8 protein-coding genes are annotated in these 15,665 nt (G+C 73.5%); 3 read left to right on the plus strand and 5 right to left on the minus strand.

All coding sequences use genetic code 11. From position 1 onward, the window contains the following. Positions 1 to 384 precede the first annotated feature (384 nt). Entirely contained in the window at positions 385 to 1,266 is an 882-nt protein-coding gene (locus tag ACFRAR_RS08185; RefSeq protein WP_380696080.1) for an LLM class flavin-dependent oxidoreductase, read from the plus strand. Here ACFRAR_RS08185 and ACFRAR_RS08190 read toward each other — a convergent pair. The 5 genes from ACFRAR_RS08190 to ACFRAR_RS08210 all read right to left on the minus strand — a co-directional run bounded on the left by ACFRAR_RS08190 (position 1,260) and on the right by ACFRAR_RS08210 (position 8,744). Next, positions 1,260 to 2,765 carry a phytoene desaturase family protein gene (locus ACFRAR_RS08190; protein WP_380696082.1) on the minus strand — a complete coding sequence of 502 codons (1,506 nt, stop codon included), beginning with the start codon at positions 2,763 to 2,765 and terminating at the stop codon, positions 1,260 to 1,262. The genes ACFRAR_RS08185 and ACFRAR_RS08190 overlap by 7 nt on opposite strands. 94 nt (positions 2,766 to 2,859) lie before the next feature. Then, on the minus strand, positions 2,860 to 6,003 hold the full coding sequence (locus tag ACFRAR_RS08195; RefSeq protein WP_380696083.1) for an amino acid adenylation domain-containing protein: 3,144 nt from the start codon (positions 6,001 to 6,003) through the stop codon (positions 2,860 to 2,862). A gap of 29 nt (positions 6,004 to 6,032) precedes the next feature. Beyond that, the gene (locus ACFRAR_RS08200; protein ID WP_380696085.1) at positions 6,033 to 7,280 is read right to left on the minus strand and encodes an MFS transporter; all 1,248 of its coding nucleotides are present in this window, start codon (positions 7,278 to 7,280) and stop codon (positions 6,033 to 6,035) included. Next, positions 7,277 to 8,512: an ATP-grasp domain-containing protein gene (locus tag ACFRAR_RS08205; RefSeq protein ID WP_380696087.1), complete on the minus strand. Its 1,236-nt coding sequence runs from the start codon at positions 8,510 to 8,512 to the stop codon at positions 7,277 to 7,279. The genes ACFRAR_RS08200 and ACFRAR_RS08205 overlap by 4 nt, the downstream gene beginning before the upstream one ends. 10 nt (positions 8,513 to 8,522) lie before the next feature. Beyond that, positions 8,523 to 8,744, minus strand: coding sequence for a hypothetical protein (locus tag ACFRAR_RS08210; protein WP_380696089.1), 222 nt, complete (start codon positions 8,742 to 8,744; stop codon positions 8,523 to 8,525). A 465-nt stretch (positions 8,745 to 9,209) separates the two neighbouring features. Here ACFRAR_RS08210 and ACFRAR_RS08215 point away from each other — a divergent pair, with 465 nt between their 5' ends. Both ACFRAR_RS08215 and ACFRAR_RS08220 read left to right on the plus strand, forming a co-directional pair. Further along, positions 9,210 to 14,861, plus strand: coding sequence for a condensation domain-containing protein (locus ACFRAR_RS08215; protein WP_380696091.1), 5,652 nt, complete (start codon positions 9,210 to 9,212; stop codon positions 14,859 to 14,861). Beyond that, positions 14,842 to 15,612 carry a hypothetical protein gene (locus ACFRAR_RS08220; RefSeq protein WP_380696093.1) on the plus strand — a complete coding sequence of 257 codons (771 nt, stop codon included), beginning with the start codon at positions 14,842 to 14,844 and terminating at the stop codon, positions 15,610 to 15,612. The genes ACFRAR_RS08215 and ACFRAR_RS08220 overlap by 20 nt, the downstream gene beginning before the upstream one ends. The last annotated feature ends 53 nt before the right edge of the window (positions 15,613 to 15,665 follow it).

Genomic DNA, 15,665 nt, shown 5'->3' on the forward strand with positions numbered 1-15,665 from the left:
CCGTCGAAGGTGCCCTCCGCCCCGCCGCGGCCCGCGGCGGGCGGGGGACTCCGGTCGATCACTGATGTCGAGGAGGGTGACGTGCCGCCTCGCCGAAGGAGACGCCGTCCGCGGGGAGGGCATCGGAACCGCCGCCGGCGATCCGGGCTCCCAGTGGACCGTAGCACCGCACCCGGCTCCCGGCCTGCGGAGGGGCCGCTGACCTGCGGTGGTGCGGGGGAACACGGCTGTCGGCGCGCCTGCGCGCGACTGTCCGGGCGAGTGGTCCCCCGACGCCGTTCCGGTTGCCCGGGTCGTCGCGCAGCCGACATCATCGAGGCTGGAGCCGGTCGCGTCAGCGACCGTCGTATCCGACCGGGAGGGCGACCGGGAAGGCGGCGACCGATGGACGCCACGCCACAGCAGCCGCTGCGCTACGCCGTCGGACTGCCCAACAGGCGCGAGTACGCGGATCCCCGCCTGCTCCGCGAACTGGGAGCACTGGCGGAACGGTCCGGCTGGGACGGCTTCTTCCTCTGGGACGGCCAGGTCGCGGACCACCCGGACGAGCACCTCACCGACTCCTGGACCGCCCTCGCCGCGATCGCCGCCGACACGGAGCGGCTGCGACTCGGCGTCATGGTGAGCGTGCTCGCCCTCAAGCGTCCCGCCGAAGTCGCCCGCGCCACCGTCGCGCTGGACCTCCTCAGTGGTGGACGGCTGATCTTCGGCGCCGGCCTGGGGTCCTCCGCCGCCGAGTTCCAGGCGCTGGGCCAGGATCCGGACCCACGGGTGCGGGCGGAGAAACTGGACGAAGCCCTCCACGTCCTCGACGGGCTGTGGGCGGGCCGACCGTTCACCTTCCACGGCCGCTGGTTCACGGTCACGGACCTCTCCTTCCAGCCGGTGAGCCCGCAACGTCCCCGCATCCCGGTGTGGATCGCCGGCACGTGGCCCTCGCGACGCCCCATGCGGCGGGCCGCGCGCTGGGACGGCGTCTTCCCCACCCGGACGGGGGTGGGCCACACCCAGATGATGCCCCCTGCCGACCTGGAAGCCGTGGTCTCCTACGTCCGCGACCGACAAGCCCTCCGGAACGGGCCGTTCGACGTCGTCATGGAGGGCCAGACGCCCGGGCTCCGGCGGGACGCCGACGCGATGGTCGTCGCCCCGTACCGGGCGGCCGGGCTCACCTGGTGGGTGGAGAAGCTGGGCTGGTTCCGGGGCCCGGTCGAACTCGTCCGCGCCCGGATCGGATCCGGCCCCCCTCGTCCGACCGGTCAGTAGCGGTCGTCCGCCGCCACGGCCCTGCCGCCGCCGTAGGCCTCGGCCACAAGCCGCAGGGGGTCCGACCGCACGCCGAAGCGGTCGCGCAGCGCGCGCCGCGCGGCGTGCACCCCGCACATCCCGTGCACCGCCTGGCCCGGTGGGGTGGAGGCGGAGCACAGGTAGACGCCCGGCAGCGGGGTCCGGTAGGGATCCCAGCGGGCGGCCGGGCGCATCACCAGTTGCCAGGCGGTCGTCGCGCCGCCGGAGATGTCACCGCCCACGTAGTTCGGGTTGTGCAGGCCCTGCTCGGCCGCGGTGACGACGTGCTCGGCGAGGATCAGGTCCCGGAAGCCGGGCGCGAACCGTTCCACCTGCTGCTTGACCTGTTCGCTGACGTCCCGGGCGGACCCGTTCGGCACGTGGGCGTAGGTCCACAGCACCTGCCCGCCGGCCGGGGCGCGCCCCGGGTCCACCACCCCCGGCTGGACGGCCAGCACGAACGGACGGACGGCGTGGCGGCCGGCCGCCACGTCGGCCTCCGCCCGTACCGCCTCGGCCCGTGAACCCACCAGGTGCAGCGTGCCCGCCTTCGCGCAGTCCGGCGCGGACCACGGCACCGGGCCGGACAGGGCGAAGTCCACCTTGCAGGCCGCGCCGCCGTGCCGGAAGCCGCGCAGTTGACGGCGGTACCGTTCGGGCAGCCGTCGGCCGGCGATCTCCACCAGGGCACCCGGCGCGACGTCCAGCAGGACGGCCCGCGCGGGCGGCAGTTCGTCGAGCGAACGCACCCGGTGGCCGGTGACGACGCGGCCGCCGTGCCTGGTCAGCTGCCCCACCATCACATCGGTGATGGCCTGGCTGCCGCCGATCGGCAGCGGCCAGCCGACGGAGTGGGCGAGCGACCCCAGGAGGAGGCCGACGCCGGCCGAGGCGAGCGTGCGCGGCGGCGCGATCGAGTGACAGGCGACGCCCGTCAGCAGGGCCGGTGCGAGATCGCCGCGGAACCGCGCGTCCCACCACGGCGACGCCTGTTCGGCGACGCGCAGTCCGAGGCGTGCGAGGGCCGTCACCTGCGGGGGGACCCCGCGCAGGTCGGACATCGCCGCCTCCACCAGCGGCTGCGTCCGCTCGACCAGCGGGCCCAGCAGCCGGGACCAGCCGGGACCGTCCGGTCCCAGCTCGGCGGCGGTGCGGTCCAGGTCGTGCCAGGCCACCGCTGCCCGGCCGCCGTCCAGCGGGTGGGCGTACGACGCCTCCGGCCGGGCCATCCGGACGCCCTGGGACGCCAGGTCGAAGGCGCGGAAGAAGGGGGACGCGACAGCCATCGGGTGGACCGCCGAGCAGACGTCATGGTGGTAGCCGGGCAGGGTCAGTTCCCGGGTGCGCACACCGCCGCCCACGCTGTCGGCGGCCTCGTGGACCTGGACCCGCAGTCCCGCGGCGGCCAGGACCAGGGCGGCCGCCAGCCCGTTCGGGCCGGAGCCGACCACGACCGCGTCGATGTCCTTGTCGCCCACACTCGTCTCCAGTTCACTCGTCCGGGAACGGCCCGGTCCCACCCGCCCGCGCTCACCCATCCCATCCCACCCACCCCGTCTCACCCGCCCGCGCTCACCCGCCCGATCGCACGCGGGCGGCCATCGCGCGCACCGTGCGGACCTGGTGCACCTCGGCCACCGGGATGGTCACGCCGAAGCGCTTGCGCACCTCGCTGAGGAGCCGGATGACGGTCAGCGAGCCGGCCCCGAAGTCGTCCAGGTCCGCCTCCGGGGTGATCGAGGGCACGCGCAGGACGCGGGACCACACGCCCGCCAGCTCGGTCTCCACGGAGCCGTCCGCCACGGGCCCGCCCGGCGGCGTCGACTCCGCCGCGACCGGCGGGGCGGGCTGAGCGGGCGGGGCAGGCGGGGCGGGCGGCGTGGCAGGTGTCCGCGGCTCGTGCCGCATCGTGGTGAGCCGGCCCCGGTCGACCTTGCCGTTGCGGGTGAGCGGCAACGCGTCGTGCCACACCACCACGCTCGGGATCATGTAGCCGGGCAGGTGCACGGCCAGCCGCTCGCGCAGCTCGGCCAGTCCGGGGCGGTCCGCACCGGCCGGGACCACGTGGGCCACCAGGCGGTCGCCGTCCGTCCCGGCCTGCCGGACCACGACCGCCTGCCGGATCCCGGGCACGGCCGTCAGTCGCGTCTCGACCTCGCCCGCCTCGATCCGGTAGCCGTTGACCTTGATCTGGAAGTCGCTGCGGCCGAGGATCTCGATCGACCCGTCCGGCAGGAAGCGGCCCAGGTCACCGGTGCGGTACAGCCCGTCCGCGAAGCGCTCCGCGGTGCGCGCGGGGTCGCCGTGGTAGCCCCGGGCCACGCCGGTGCCACCGGCCCAGATCTCTCCGACCACCCAGTCCGGCCGGTCCCAGCCCTCCGGGCCGCGGACGTGGGCGGTGTTGTTGCGGTTCGGCCGCCCGTACGGCACCGGCCGGCTGCCGTCGTCGGCGGCGTCCACCGGGTGGAGGATGTTCCAGATCGTCGTCTCGGTCGGGCCGCCCAGCGAGACGACCTCCAGGTCGGGCTTGAGCCGCAGGAGCGCCGCGGGGAAGTCCGGCGGGATCCGGTCGCCGCTCAGCATGACCAGGCGCAGCGCGCCGAGCCGGCCCGGCTCCGGCTCGGCCTGCTCGCGCAGCATGGCCATGATCGCCGGTACCGAGTTCCACACCGTCACCCGGTGCTCCGCGCAGAGGTCCAGCCAGTGGGCGGGATCCGCCGCCCGGTCCGCGTCCGGCAGCACGATCGCCGCGCCGGCCGACAGCCCGCCGAACACGTCGTACACAGACAGGTCGAAGGTGAACGCGCTGATGCCGAAGAAGCGGTCCGTGGCGTCGACGCCGAACCGGGCCGCGCAGTCGGCCACCACGTTCGCCACGTTGCGGTGACTGACCATCACGCCCTTGGGCCGTCCGGTCGTGCCGGACGTGTAGAGCACGTACGCGAGGTCGTCGACGTGTGCCCCGGCGGGCGGCTCCACCGGCTCGACGGGCACCACCGGCCGCGCCATGTCGAGCAGCAGCGTGTCCGGCTCCGTGCCGGTCACGCTGGTGGACGCGTTGGTGGTCGCGCTGGTGGGCACGTTGGTGAGCACGCACCGGGCCCCGCCGTCACGCAGCAGGTACGCGCGCCGCTCGTCGGGCAGTCCCGCGTCGACCGGCAGGTACGCGGCCCCGGCGAGCAACGCGGCCAGGATGCCGACGATCTGCTCCGGCCCGCGCCGCATGACCAGCCCGACCAGGTCGCCGCGGCCGACCCCGCGCTCCCGCAGCCAGGTGGCCGCGCCCTGCGCGCGGTGGAGCAGTTCGCCGTAGCTCACGACGCCGCCCGTGGTGATCACCGCCGGCGCGTCGGGCCGCGCCGCGGCCTGGGCGACGACGCCCTCCCACAGCATCCGCGTGGGCTGCGGCGCCGCAGTGTCGTTGGTCTCTGCCCGCCGCCGCCGCTGCTCCTCGGGCCGCAGGTCGTGCGTGGTCCGCGTCCAGCCCTCCGCGTCGCCGAGCTGGTCCAGCAGTCCCTGGAGGCCGGCGACCAGGGCCGCCGCGAGCCCCTCCGGATACAGCCGGTCCACCGAGTCGACGTGCACGAGCAGTTCGCCCGCCCGCTCCGTCGCGAGGACGTTGAGGTGGGTCCGCGGGATCTGGCCGGCCGAGAACACCTCCCGGCCGAACAGCCCGATCGCGGAGCCGTCGACGCCGGACCGCTCGGACCCGAGGGCGGAGGTGAACGTGTACGGCGCCGGCGGGTACCCGGTGACGGGCCCGGCCGCCAGGCGCAGCGCGGCACCGAAGGCGTGCCCGTGTTCCGCGGCGGCGCGCATCGCCTGCCGCACCGGGGCGCAGCGCTGCGCGAACGTGGCCGCCGGGTCGATGGCGACCTCGACGGGCAGGAGCTCCGGGAAACCGCCGATCGCGTCGCGGGTCGGCGGCGGACTCACGGGGCCGCGCTCCACCGTCGTGGCGATCGTGAACCGCTCGCCGCCGCCCCAGTACGCCAGCACCTGGCCGTAGGCGGTCAGCAGCGCCGCGCTCGGCGTGATGCCCAGTCGGCGCGCGTGCGCCTTGAACTCGGCCCAGCGCCCGGCGGGCAGCCGTACCTCTCGCCGTGTGAACCGCGGCCGGGCCGCCGGGGGATCGGAGGCCGGCGGCAGGTCCGGCGCGGGCGCGAGGTCGTCGAGGCGCTCGCGCCAGAAGGCCAGGGAGCGCTGGACGGTGGCCTCGTCACGGGGGCGGTCCGGTTCCGCGACGTCGGCCTCCAGGGGTGCGTCGCCCGCCGCAGAGGACTCCGCGGAGCCCTCGTAGGCCCGCCACCATTCCCGGAAGAACGGGAACGCGCCGCCGGCGTCCGTGGCCGACCGGTCGTGGTTGACGTGCAGCACCATGCGGTCGTCGGCCAGCACGCTCACCTCGACGTGCACCGACGGCGCCCGGTCCGGCGGGGCGACCCGGTGCGAGGCGCGCTCCCGATGGGCGGCTCGCGCCTGGTCGCGTGTCCGGGCCGGCAGGTCCCGCAGGTCCCGGACCCGGACGTGCACCGGCACGTCGTCGCGCACCACCCGGCTCCCGTCGGAGGCGACCGTGGTGGAGAGCGTCGGATGCCGCGCCACCACGGTGCGCAGCGCCGCCTCCAGCCGCGCCACGTCCCAGTGCCCCTCGATCTCGTGGTAGACGTTGCCGGCGCCGCCCGGTTCGACCGGGCCGTAGCTGTTGAGGATCATGACCGACCTTTCGGAACTGACCTTTCGGATCACGCGGGGGCGGCCTGTCTGCGCCCGGCCCACCTGGTGGTCGGCACCGCCGCCAGGCCGGCTCCCAGCAGCAGGAGCCCCAGGATGATCCAGCCCGCCGTACCGACGGTCAGGCACAGCGCGGTGACCAGGGCCTGGGAGGCGAGCCGCCCGATCGCCGAGCCGTTGGAGAGCATCCCGAGGTACTCGCCCTGTGCCTCCGCCGGGGCGAGGCCGAAGCTCAGCTCGTAGATCGACGCGGCCGACCAGATCTCCCCGACGGTGTACACGACGATGGCGAGGGCGAGGGCGACTGTGGCCGGGACCGCCGGCAGGTGCCCCAGGAAGCCGATCAGCGCGAGCGAGAGCAGCAGCGCGAGCCCCGCTCTCACCATGACCCGGGCTGCCGACAGCGGCGTGTCCATCCCCCGCGACAGGCGTACCTGGAGGAGCACCACCAGGACGGTGTTGACCGGGACCACCAGCCCGACGACCCAGTGCGGTACCTGGGTGTGCAGCGAGATCCACAGCGGCAGGACCAGGGTGAGGACCGGGAACTGCTGCATCATCACCGCGTTGATCCCGACCAGCGCCAGGTACGGGCGGTCGGAGAAGACCTGCCACCGCTTGCCCTCGCCGGTGCCCTTGGTGCCCGGTACGTGCGGCATCCTGCGCATCATCAGCGCGCACAGGGCGAACGACAGGGCGTCGAAGGCGATCATCACCTGGTAGGCGAACGGGCTGTCCACGCTGATGGCGACCGCCGCCACCGGGCCGACCAGGGTGATGCCCAGGTTCATGGCCGTCCGCAGGCGGGAGCGGAGTTCGGCCGCCCGCTCGCCGCCGGCGGCGCGCACCAGCGGCCCGCGCGCGGAACTGCTCGCCGAGGCCGCCAGGAAGGCGAGGGTGATGACGGCCACGAACGAGACCAGCGAACGGGTGAGCAGCAGGCCCGCCGTCGCGAGCGCCTCCACCACCAGCGCCACGACGTAGGTCTCCCGGGCCCCGTGGCGGTCGGCGATGCGCCCCACGGGGACGCCCGCCAGCAAGCCGATCAGGCCGGAGACCGTGAGCCACAGCCCGATCTCGGCCGGGGCGAGGCCCACGCAGCGCACGAAGTAGAGCGAACTCGTGGTCAGGAACAGGCCGTTGCCGGCGGAGTTGATCAGCGTGGACCAGTAGAGGTCCCGCCCCGGGCCGCGCTCCGGAAGGACGGACGCGAGGGCCCGGCGCAGCGCGGCCCCGCTCGGCGTCGCCGTCCGGTTCACACCGGTTCCGCCGTTTGCAGGACCACGGACTCCGAGAACCACGCGGCCGCGGCGAGGGTCCGTTCCCGGACCTGCTCCTCGCTGTCGCCGACGACGATCACGGCCCCGGCCTTCACGTTCGACGCCGCGCTGAACTCGGGGATCCGCGAGCCGGGGCCGATGCTGATGACGGCCTCCACGCAGCCGGGCTGCTCCAGGAGCTCCGCCTCGTCGGGCACGTGCTGCGCCACGCCGGCCGGTGCTTTGAGGTGCACCCAGCCGACCTGCTCCGTGCTGGGTGCGGCCGGCGTGCCCGCGGGCAGGCCCAGCGCCGCCCGGGCCCACTCGTCGCACAGGTCGACGCCGAAGCGTCGCAGCACGATGTCCTGGATCGCGCCGCCGCCCAGGCGGCCGCCGCATTCGCTGAAGACGAGCGAGCCGTCCTTCTCGAAGGCCTCGGCGTGGAAGATCCCGTCCTCGTGGCCGAAGGCGTCGAGGGTCGCGGTCACCAGGGCCTCGGCCTTCGCGTAGAGGTCCGGGTTGTGTGCCGGGTCGAGCAGGATCGATCCGACCAGTCCGCCCGACTTGATGTCGATCACGTTCTGGAGGTAGCGCGACACCGACAGCGCCCGGACGACTCCGTCGCGGACGACCCCGTCGAGGTGGAGCTCCTCGCCCTCCATGAACTCCTCCACCAGCCAGGGGCCGCGGACGGGCGTCCGGTAGGTCTCGACGAGGGACGCCAGCTCCGCGGGGCCGGAGACGACGTGGGTGTCCTGCGAGCCGGCGCCGCTGAGCGGCTTCACCACGACCGGGTAGGACAGCTGCTCGCCGTCCAGGTCGGACAGCAGGTCCGGCACCAGCACCTGGGCCACGGGCAGGCCCGCCTCGCGGACGAGGCGCTTCTGGACGGACTTGTCCCGCAGGGCTATCGCGGTGGAGAGCTTCATGCCGACGGCTTTGCCGTGCTCGGCGAGCAGCGCCGCGGCGACGATCGGCCATTCGCCGATCGTGCAGACGAAGTCGAATTCGTCGAGTGCGATGCCGGCCCTGGCCAGGCCGGCCAGCACCTGCTCCACGTCGCCGTCGTCGGGCACGACCACGTGGGCCGCCTCCGGGGCGTGGGCCTTGGCCCGGCTCACGTGCCGGGGGCCGATCACGGACACCACGTCGGCACGGTGCTCTTCGAGCGCCCTGAACGCGGGGGTGTTCCAGCCGATCATCAGAACGCGGGGAGAAACAGTGGTGGACATTTGTGCACGCCTATCCATAGGTCGTCGACCGATCGCCCGCGCCACCGGCGGCAAGGGCGATCGGTTTGTTCGCCGGCGCGATCCTTCGCGGCGGGACGGCGAACACGGAATTCGCGAGGGAATGCGCCCCGGCACTGCGGCAGATCTTCGGCTTCGCGATGCCCGTCGCCGCCGTTTTCTCCAGCCAGGCGCTCCATTCGTGGGAATCTTCTATCAGTCTGCTGATGATCATGTCAATGAGTAAAGCGTCGCGGCACATTCCTTCCATCTGTCCCGAAAGCGGCTTTTGCGATGCCCCTCGGAGGGCGGCCACGCACACCGACAGTGAAAAAATCTTGAAGATCCCCGGCCGTGCACACCGGTGTCTACCGGGGCAGAAGGTGGTGAAACGGTCAGCCCAAAACGGCATCAAACGCCCGCGCGGCGCCGGCTCCCGACCACGGAGCGCCGCGTCGACCCTCGCCGTCCCCGCGATCTTGTGCTCTACTCTCTCCCCAGCGCAGCACGGGGCGGACCGGAGGTACACGCATCGAGCCCACCCCGGTTGGGCACAAGCCCATCTGACTGGGCATCGGTAGCGCGGGCGGACGCGCTGCGGACCGATTTCGAACCGGGGCCTCTCTTGCCCCGTCCAGCCGGGGGGCATCCAGGACAATTCCCCGCCGGCCATTTGGTGACGATCTAGAAGGGGTGGACTATGACTTCGGACGGGGGCGTCCCGAAGATGGCGGAGATCCCGGCCACGGAACGCGACGTGGCTGTCATCGGGATGGCCGTCCGAATGCCGGAGGCCGATGACCTCTCGCAGTTCCTGGCGAATCTCCGGGACGGGCGCGACAGCGTCCGCGAGTTGTCCGCCGAGCGCCGTAGCCGAACTTCCCTTTCGGTCGACGCGCGGTACCAAATCAACGGCTATATAGAGGACATCGACTCATTCGACGACCTGGTCTTCGGGATATCCCCGGGTGAGGCGCGGAACATGGCGCCGGAACACCGGCTGCTCCTGCAGAGCGCGTACCAGGCGGTGGAGAACGCCGGATACGATCCGACCTCGCTCGACGGCACCCGGACGTCGGTCTACGTCGGCGACACCCGGCTCGTCTACCAGCAGCTCGCCCGCCGGGTCGAGCCGACCATGGTGATGGGCACCCACGCCTCGGCCACCGCGGGCCGGATCGCCCGGTTCTTCGGGCTGCGCGGGCCGGCCGCCATGGTCGACTCCTCCTGTTCGTCGGCCCTGCTCGCCGTCCACCACGGGGTGAACGACCTGCTGCTCGGCGACGCGGACCTGGCCCTGGTGTGCGGCGTCAACCTGAACCTCCTCGGCGATCCGAAGGACGACGAGGACGAGTTGGACCTCGGCATCCGGTCCGCGGACGGCAAGACCCGCGCGTTCTCGGCCGACGCGGACGGCACCGGCTCGGGCGAGGCCGTCGTCAGCGTCATCCTCAAGCGGCTGGACCGGGCGCTGCGCGACGGGGACGTCGTCCACGCCGTCATCAAGGGCATCGCGGCCAACAACGTGGCGGGCCGGTCCGGCAGCCTCACCGCGCCGGACAGCTCGGCGCAGGCCGAGGTGATCGAGCGGGCGTGGGCGAAGGCCGCCGTCGACCCGACCACGATCTCCTACATCGAGGCGCACGGGACCGCCACGCGGCTCGGCGACCCGATCGAGATCGAGGCCATCGACCTGGCCTTCGGCCGCGTGACGGACCGCAAGCAGTTCTGCGCGCTCTCCTCGGTGAAGAGCAACATCGGGCACACCTGGAGCGCGTCGGGCCTGGCCGGCCTGGTCAAGGCGGTGCTCGCGCTGCGGACCCGGCAGCTCTTCCCCAGTCTCCACGCGCAGACGCTGAGCCCGTTGATCGACTTCGCGAACTCGGCGGTCACCGTGACCCGGGAACTGACGCCGTGGGAGCCGGCCGCCGGAGTCCGCCGGGCCGGTGTCAGCGCGTTCGGCGTCATGGGCACCAACGTGCACGCCGTCCTGGAGGAGGCACCCGTCCGCGACGAGCCGGCCCCCTCCCCGAACACCGGGAGCTGGATCCCCGTCTCGGCCAGGACCGCCACGGCTCTCGCGGCCAACATCGACGCCTTGCGGTCCTGGCTCGTCGAGCACCCGGACCTGCGCGTCGAGGACGTCCAGCGCACCCTGGTCGCGGGCCGCCGGCACTTTCCGTACCGGGCCTGCGTCACCGCGGCCGACACGGCCGGGCTCACCGCCGCGCTCGCCGCCCCCGCGCGGACGGGCCCGGAGGAGAGCGCGGCGGTCACCGTCATCCTGGTCTCCGGACGGTGCACGGCGTCGGCCTCGCTGACCGCCTCGCTGCGCGCCGCGCACCCCGAGTTCGACCGGCTGTACGTCCTGGCCGAGCGGGCCGCCGGCGTCCACGCCGGGCATCCGAGGGTCGGTCGGTTCGCCTTCCAGTATGCGATGTACGGCCTGCTGGGCCACATCGGTGTGGAGTCCCGCCACGTCGTCGGGGAGGGCACCGGCAAGCTGGTGATCGACGCGAGTCTCGGCCGCGTCGAACTCGCCGAGGCGATCCGGCTGGCGGTGAACGCCGAGGACGCCGATGCCGGTGACCTGGACGCCCGCGTCGACCGCCTGCTCGCCGCGCTGGGGGACCAGCGGGTGCTGTTCGTCGAGGCCGGTCCCCTGTCGACGGTCTCCTCGGCGGTCGCGGGCCGCGGCGGCGCCGCACGTTCCGTCGTGGCGCTCACCGAAGGCCCCGACGCCTTCCCGAGCCTTCTGCGTGACATGTATCTGACAGGCGCCCGCTGGCGGTGGGCCGAGACCGCCGGCGACGGCCGCAGGATCGAGCTGCCCTCCTACCAGTTCGACCGCACCCGCTGCTGGCTGGACCCGGCCAACACGGTGGCGCCCACCCCGTTGACCGGGGACGAAATCACCACCGACCCGGCGCAGGCCCCTCAGCCCACCGATGTGCTCGGCTCGGTCCTGGCGGCGTGGCAGGGCGTGCTGGGCATCGAGACCATCGGTCCCGACGAGTCCTTCTTCAACCTCGGCGGCGACTCGATCGGCGCCACCCAGGTGCTCAACCGGCTCCAGACGGTGCACGGCGTGGAGCTCGACCCGTTCGCGATCTTCGATCACGAGACGCCGGCCGAACTCGCCGCCTACCTGGAGAAACTGACGGGCGTCACCACCTTCGGCACCACGACGCCCGCCGTCGAGAGCACGCCGGCGCACCTCGACACCGCGCCGACGGCGTCCGCGGCGCAGCCAGCGTCCGCGGAGCAGCCGGCCGTGCCGACGTCCGCGGAGCAGCTGACCATGTGGCTCGCGGCCGAGTTCGCGGGCGGCTCGGTGGCCTTCAACCTGATCCGCAGCTTCGAGCTGACCGGGACGGTCGACACCGAGGCGCTGCGGCGCGCCCTGGACGCGCTGGCCGCACGGCACGACGCGCTGCGGGCCGTCTTCTCCTACACGGGAGAGGAGCTGACCCAGCGGATCCTCCCGGCGGCCGGATTCACGGTCCCGCTCGACACACCGGAACCGGCGCCGGGCGCGGACGCGCACGGCACCGCGGACAGCGTCGCGCTGGCCAAGGCCTTCGCGGCCCGTCCGTTCGACCTCGCGAAGGGCCCCCTGCTACGGGCCCAGCTGGCGCCCATCGGCGCCGGCCGCCACCTGCTGACCCTCTGCACCCACCACGCCGTCGTCGACGGGTGGTCGCTGGGGCTGCTGGTCCGGGACCTGGGCGCGTACTACGCCTTCTTCGACCGGGGCACGCCCCTGGACCTGCCGGAGATCGGCATCGACTACAGCGAGCACTACCGCAGGCTCGCGCAGCAGGCCGGCGGCCGCCACGAGGACGCCGCCGCCTACTGGCTGGACCGGTTCCGGACCCCGGTGGCGGCCCTCGACCTGCCGGCCCCGCCCGCCTCGCAGGGCCTTCCCTCCTACCGCGGCGCCTACCGGCACTACGCGCTTCCCGTACCGCTGTGGCAGCGGCTGAAGTCGTTCTGCCGGACCACCGGGGTCACGGTGTTCACCGCGATGCTGAGCGCCGTCGCCGCCGCGCTCCACGGCCGCAGCCGGGACGGGGAGCTGGTCATCGGCACCCTGATCGCGGGCCGGAACAGCGAGTCGCTGGAGCAGCTGGTGGCGATGCTGATCCGGTCCCTGCCACTGCGGCTGAAGGTCGACGCCGACGGCAGCTTCGAGCAGTTGTCGGACACGGTCCGTGCCACGTTCGTCGACGCCCTGCGCAACAGCGACTACCCCTACGAGGAGCTGGTGGAGGAGCTGCAACAGCGCGGCCTGCTCCGGTCGTCGGGCCTGTTCGACGTCATCGTGGCGTTCCAGCAGTTCGGCGAGGACGGCGAGGCGTCGCCGAGCGCTCTCGCGGGCCCCGACCTCGCGGTCCGGCCGATCGAGGTGAACCTCGACACCCGGGACGTCCCGCTCAACATCATGCTGGCGGAGGAGGCGGGCACGGTGCGCTCGGCCATCCGCTACGACAGCGGCCGGTTCACCGCGGAGACGATCGACCGGCTGTGGGCGGACATCAGCGGCCTGCTCGACCGGGCGCTCGACGACCCCTCGGCCCCGATGCGCCTCGCCGCCGGCCCGGCCGACACCGACCCGGCCGACACTGACCCGGCCGACACTGACCCGGCCGACACTGACCCGGCCGACGCCGCGACGACCGACGCCACGACGGCCCAGCCGGCCGGTACTCCCGCCCCCGGCCCCGCTCCCGTCGGGGAACAGGACCCCTCCGAGGCCGTCACCCAGGCCCTCGCGGGAATCTGGTGCGAGGTGCTGGGCGTCTCCGACGTCACCCCGGACGACCGGTTCTTCGACACCGGCGGCAACTCCCTGCGGGCCATCAAGCTGCTGGCACGGATCCAGAGCCGACTGGGCGTCACCCTCGACCTGCCGACGTTCTTCGCCCGTCCCACGATCGCCGGCCTCGCCGAGGCCCTGACCGAGGCCCGGCGGCAGGTGGTCGCACCGATCCCGAGCCTGGGCGGCCCGGGGAGCTACGACGGCGCCCGCACGCAGGACCTGCTCATGGAGATCGACCACGGGAGCGCGCACCCCGGCGCCTTCCACCGCAACGACCTGCACGAACTGCGCGGCCCGGTCGACCCGGCACTGCTGCGGCGCGGCTTCGAGCTGCTGGTCGAGCGGCACGAGAGCATGCGCACGACCTGCGACCTCGTCGACGGGCGGACGGTGCAGACCGTGCACGCGCCGGGTGCCCTCCCCCTCAACTACCGCCTCCACGACCTGACCGGCAGCTCCCCGGAGCAGGTCCACGCGTTCGTGGTCGCCCGCAAGGACGAACCGTTCGAGACGGCGCGGGAACCGCTGGTGCGGGCCGACCTGATCCGCCTCGACGACGACACCCACCTGCTGCTCACCTCGATCCACCACGTGCTCGCCGACGGCTCGTCCGCGCGGGTGCTGTACCGCGACTGGCGCGAGCTGTACGAGGCCCTGGTGGCCGGGCGCGCCGCCGACCTGCCCGAACTCCCGATCCAGTACAAGGACGCCGCGGCCTGGCGCAACGGCCGGCTGACCGCCGAAGCCCGCACCGGGCACCGGGAGTTCTGGCGCCGGGAGCTGAGCGGGCTCGCCCACCCGGTCCGGGTGCCGGCCGATCTGCCGCGGCCCGACGTCAGCGCGCTCGACGGCGAGCGGCTGTACCTGCCGCTCCCGGCCGACCTCGCCGAGCGGTTCGGGGCGCTCGCCCGGCGGCACTCGGTCACCGAGTTCACCGTCGGCTGGTGCGCGGTCGCCCTGCTCCTCGCCACCACCGGGGTCACCGACTCCCTGGTCGGGACGTACTCCCTCGGCCGGGACCGCCAGGAGTTCGAGGACCAGATCGGCACCTTCATCGGCACCGTCCCGCTGCGCCTCACGGTGGCCGCGGACGACGAGGTGCCGGCGCTGCTCGCCCGCGCCCAGCAGACGATCCTCCGGGCGTTCGAGCACGACGAGTACCCGTACGGCGAGATCATGCGCGATCTGGGCTGGCAGCGGGGCCCCGAGCGCAGCCCGCTCTTCGACGTCGTGGTCAACCTGGACCAGATGGAGTCCGGCTGGGACGCGGCACCGGCCGCAGCGACCGTCGACTTCGTCCCCCGGGACATCCCCCGGCGGGCCAAGCAGGCCGATCTGCAGTTCGTCTTCCAGCGCCACGCGGACGGCCTGGTCCTGGCGATGAGCTACAACACGGAGATCTTCTCCCCGAACCGGGCGCACCTGATCCTGCGGCGCCTGCGGGCGGTGCTCGACGCCATGACCACCGCACGACCCATCAGCGACATCCTGACCCAGGAGGAATTCCCCCATGACCGGTCCGACGAGTAAGAACTTCCTGGCCGCCCTGGACCACGGGCGGGCGGCCACCGGCGAGAGGGCCGCGCACGGCGGCGTGGTGCGCGAGTTCGCGGAGGACGGCTCGTCGTGCCAGATCCGGTTCTCCCGGCTCTCGGCGGACGACGCCGACGCCGTGATCGAGGCGGAGAAGGCCCTCGCCAACGAGGGCGGGTACGAGCTGGAGTGGAAGCTCTACACCCACGACACCCCCTCCGACCTGGCCGAGCGCCTGGAGGCCGCCGGCTTCGTGGCCGACGACCTGGAGAAGGTCCTGGCCCTGCCGCTGGACGCGGCGACGATGGCCACCTTCGACACCACCGGCTTCGACGTCCGCCGCGTGGTAGACGAGGAGGGCCTCGCCGACTACGCCGAGATCGCCCGCGAGATCGGCCGTAGGAACGCCGACGCGGAGCGGCAACGGCTGTGGGCCTGCCTCCAGGAGACGCCGGACCTGATGAGCGTCCACGTGGCCTACGTGGGCTCGGAGCCCGTGGCCGGCGGGCGGGTGCACTACCCCGAGGGCAGCGGCTACGCCGAACTGGCCGGCGGACGCACGAAGACGACGCACCGGTTGCGCGGCCTGTTCACCGCGGTCGTGGGCTCCCGGCTGGCGGAGGTGTCCGCGCGGGGTCTCGACCTCGTCTTCACCGACGCCCTGCCCACCTCGGAGCCGATCCTCGCCAAGCGCGGGTTCCGGACCGTCGTCGGGACGCGGCCGTTCGTCCACACGCCGTCGTCCTGACCCACCGGGCAGCCGTCCTCGCCCCTGACCGCGGCCCCGATCGCGTGACGGCC

The organism is Kitasatospora sp. NPDC056651 (assembly GCF_042792155.1).
Taxonomy (GTDB): Bacteria; Actinomycetota; Actinomycetes; order Streptomycetales; family Streptomycetaceae; genus Kitasatospora.

Coding starts and splice junctions, on each gene's coding strand:
- ACFRAR_RS08205 (WP_380696087.1), bottom strand. CDS start 8,512: ATGTCCACCACTGTTTCTCCCCGCGTTCTGATGATCGGCTGGAACACC.
- ACFRAR_RS08210 (WP_380696089.1), bottom strand. CDS start 8,744: ATGATCATCAGCAGACTGATAGAAGATTCCCACGAATGGAGCGCCTGG.
- ACFRAR_RS08185 (WP_380696080.1), top strand. CDS start 385: ATGGACGCCACGCCACAGCAGCCGCTGCGCTACGCCGTCGGACTGCCC.
- ACFRAR_RS08220 (WP_380696093.1), top strand. CDS start 14,842: ATGACCGGTCCGACGAGTAAGAACTTCCTGGCCGCCCTGGACCACGGG.
- ACFRAR_RS08195 (WP_380696083.1), bottom strand. CDS start 6,003: ATGATCCTCAACAGCTACGGCCCGGTCGAACCGGGCGGCGCCGGCAAC.
- ACFRAR_RS08215 (WP_380696091.1), top strand. CDS start 9,210: ATGACTTCGGACGGGGGCGTCCCGAAGATGGCGGAGATCCCGGCCACG.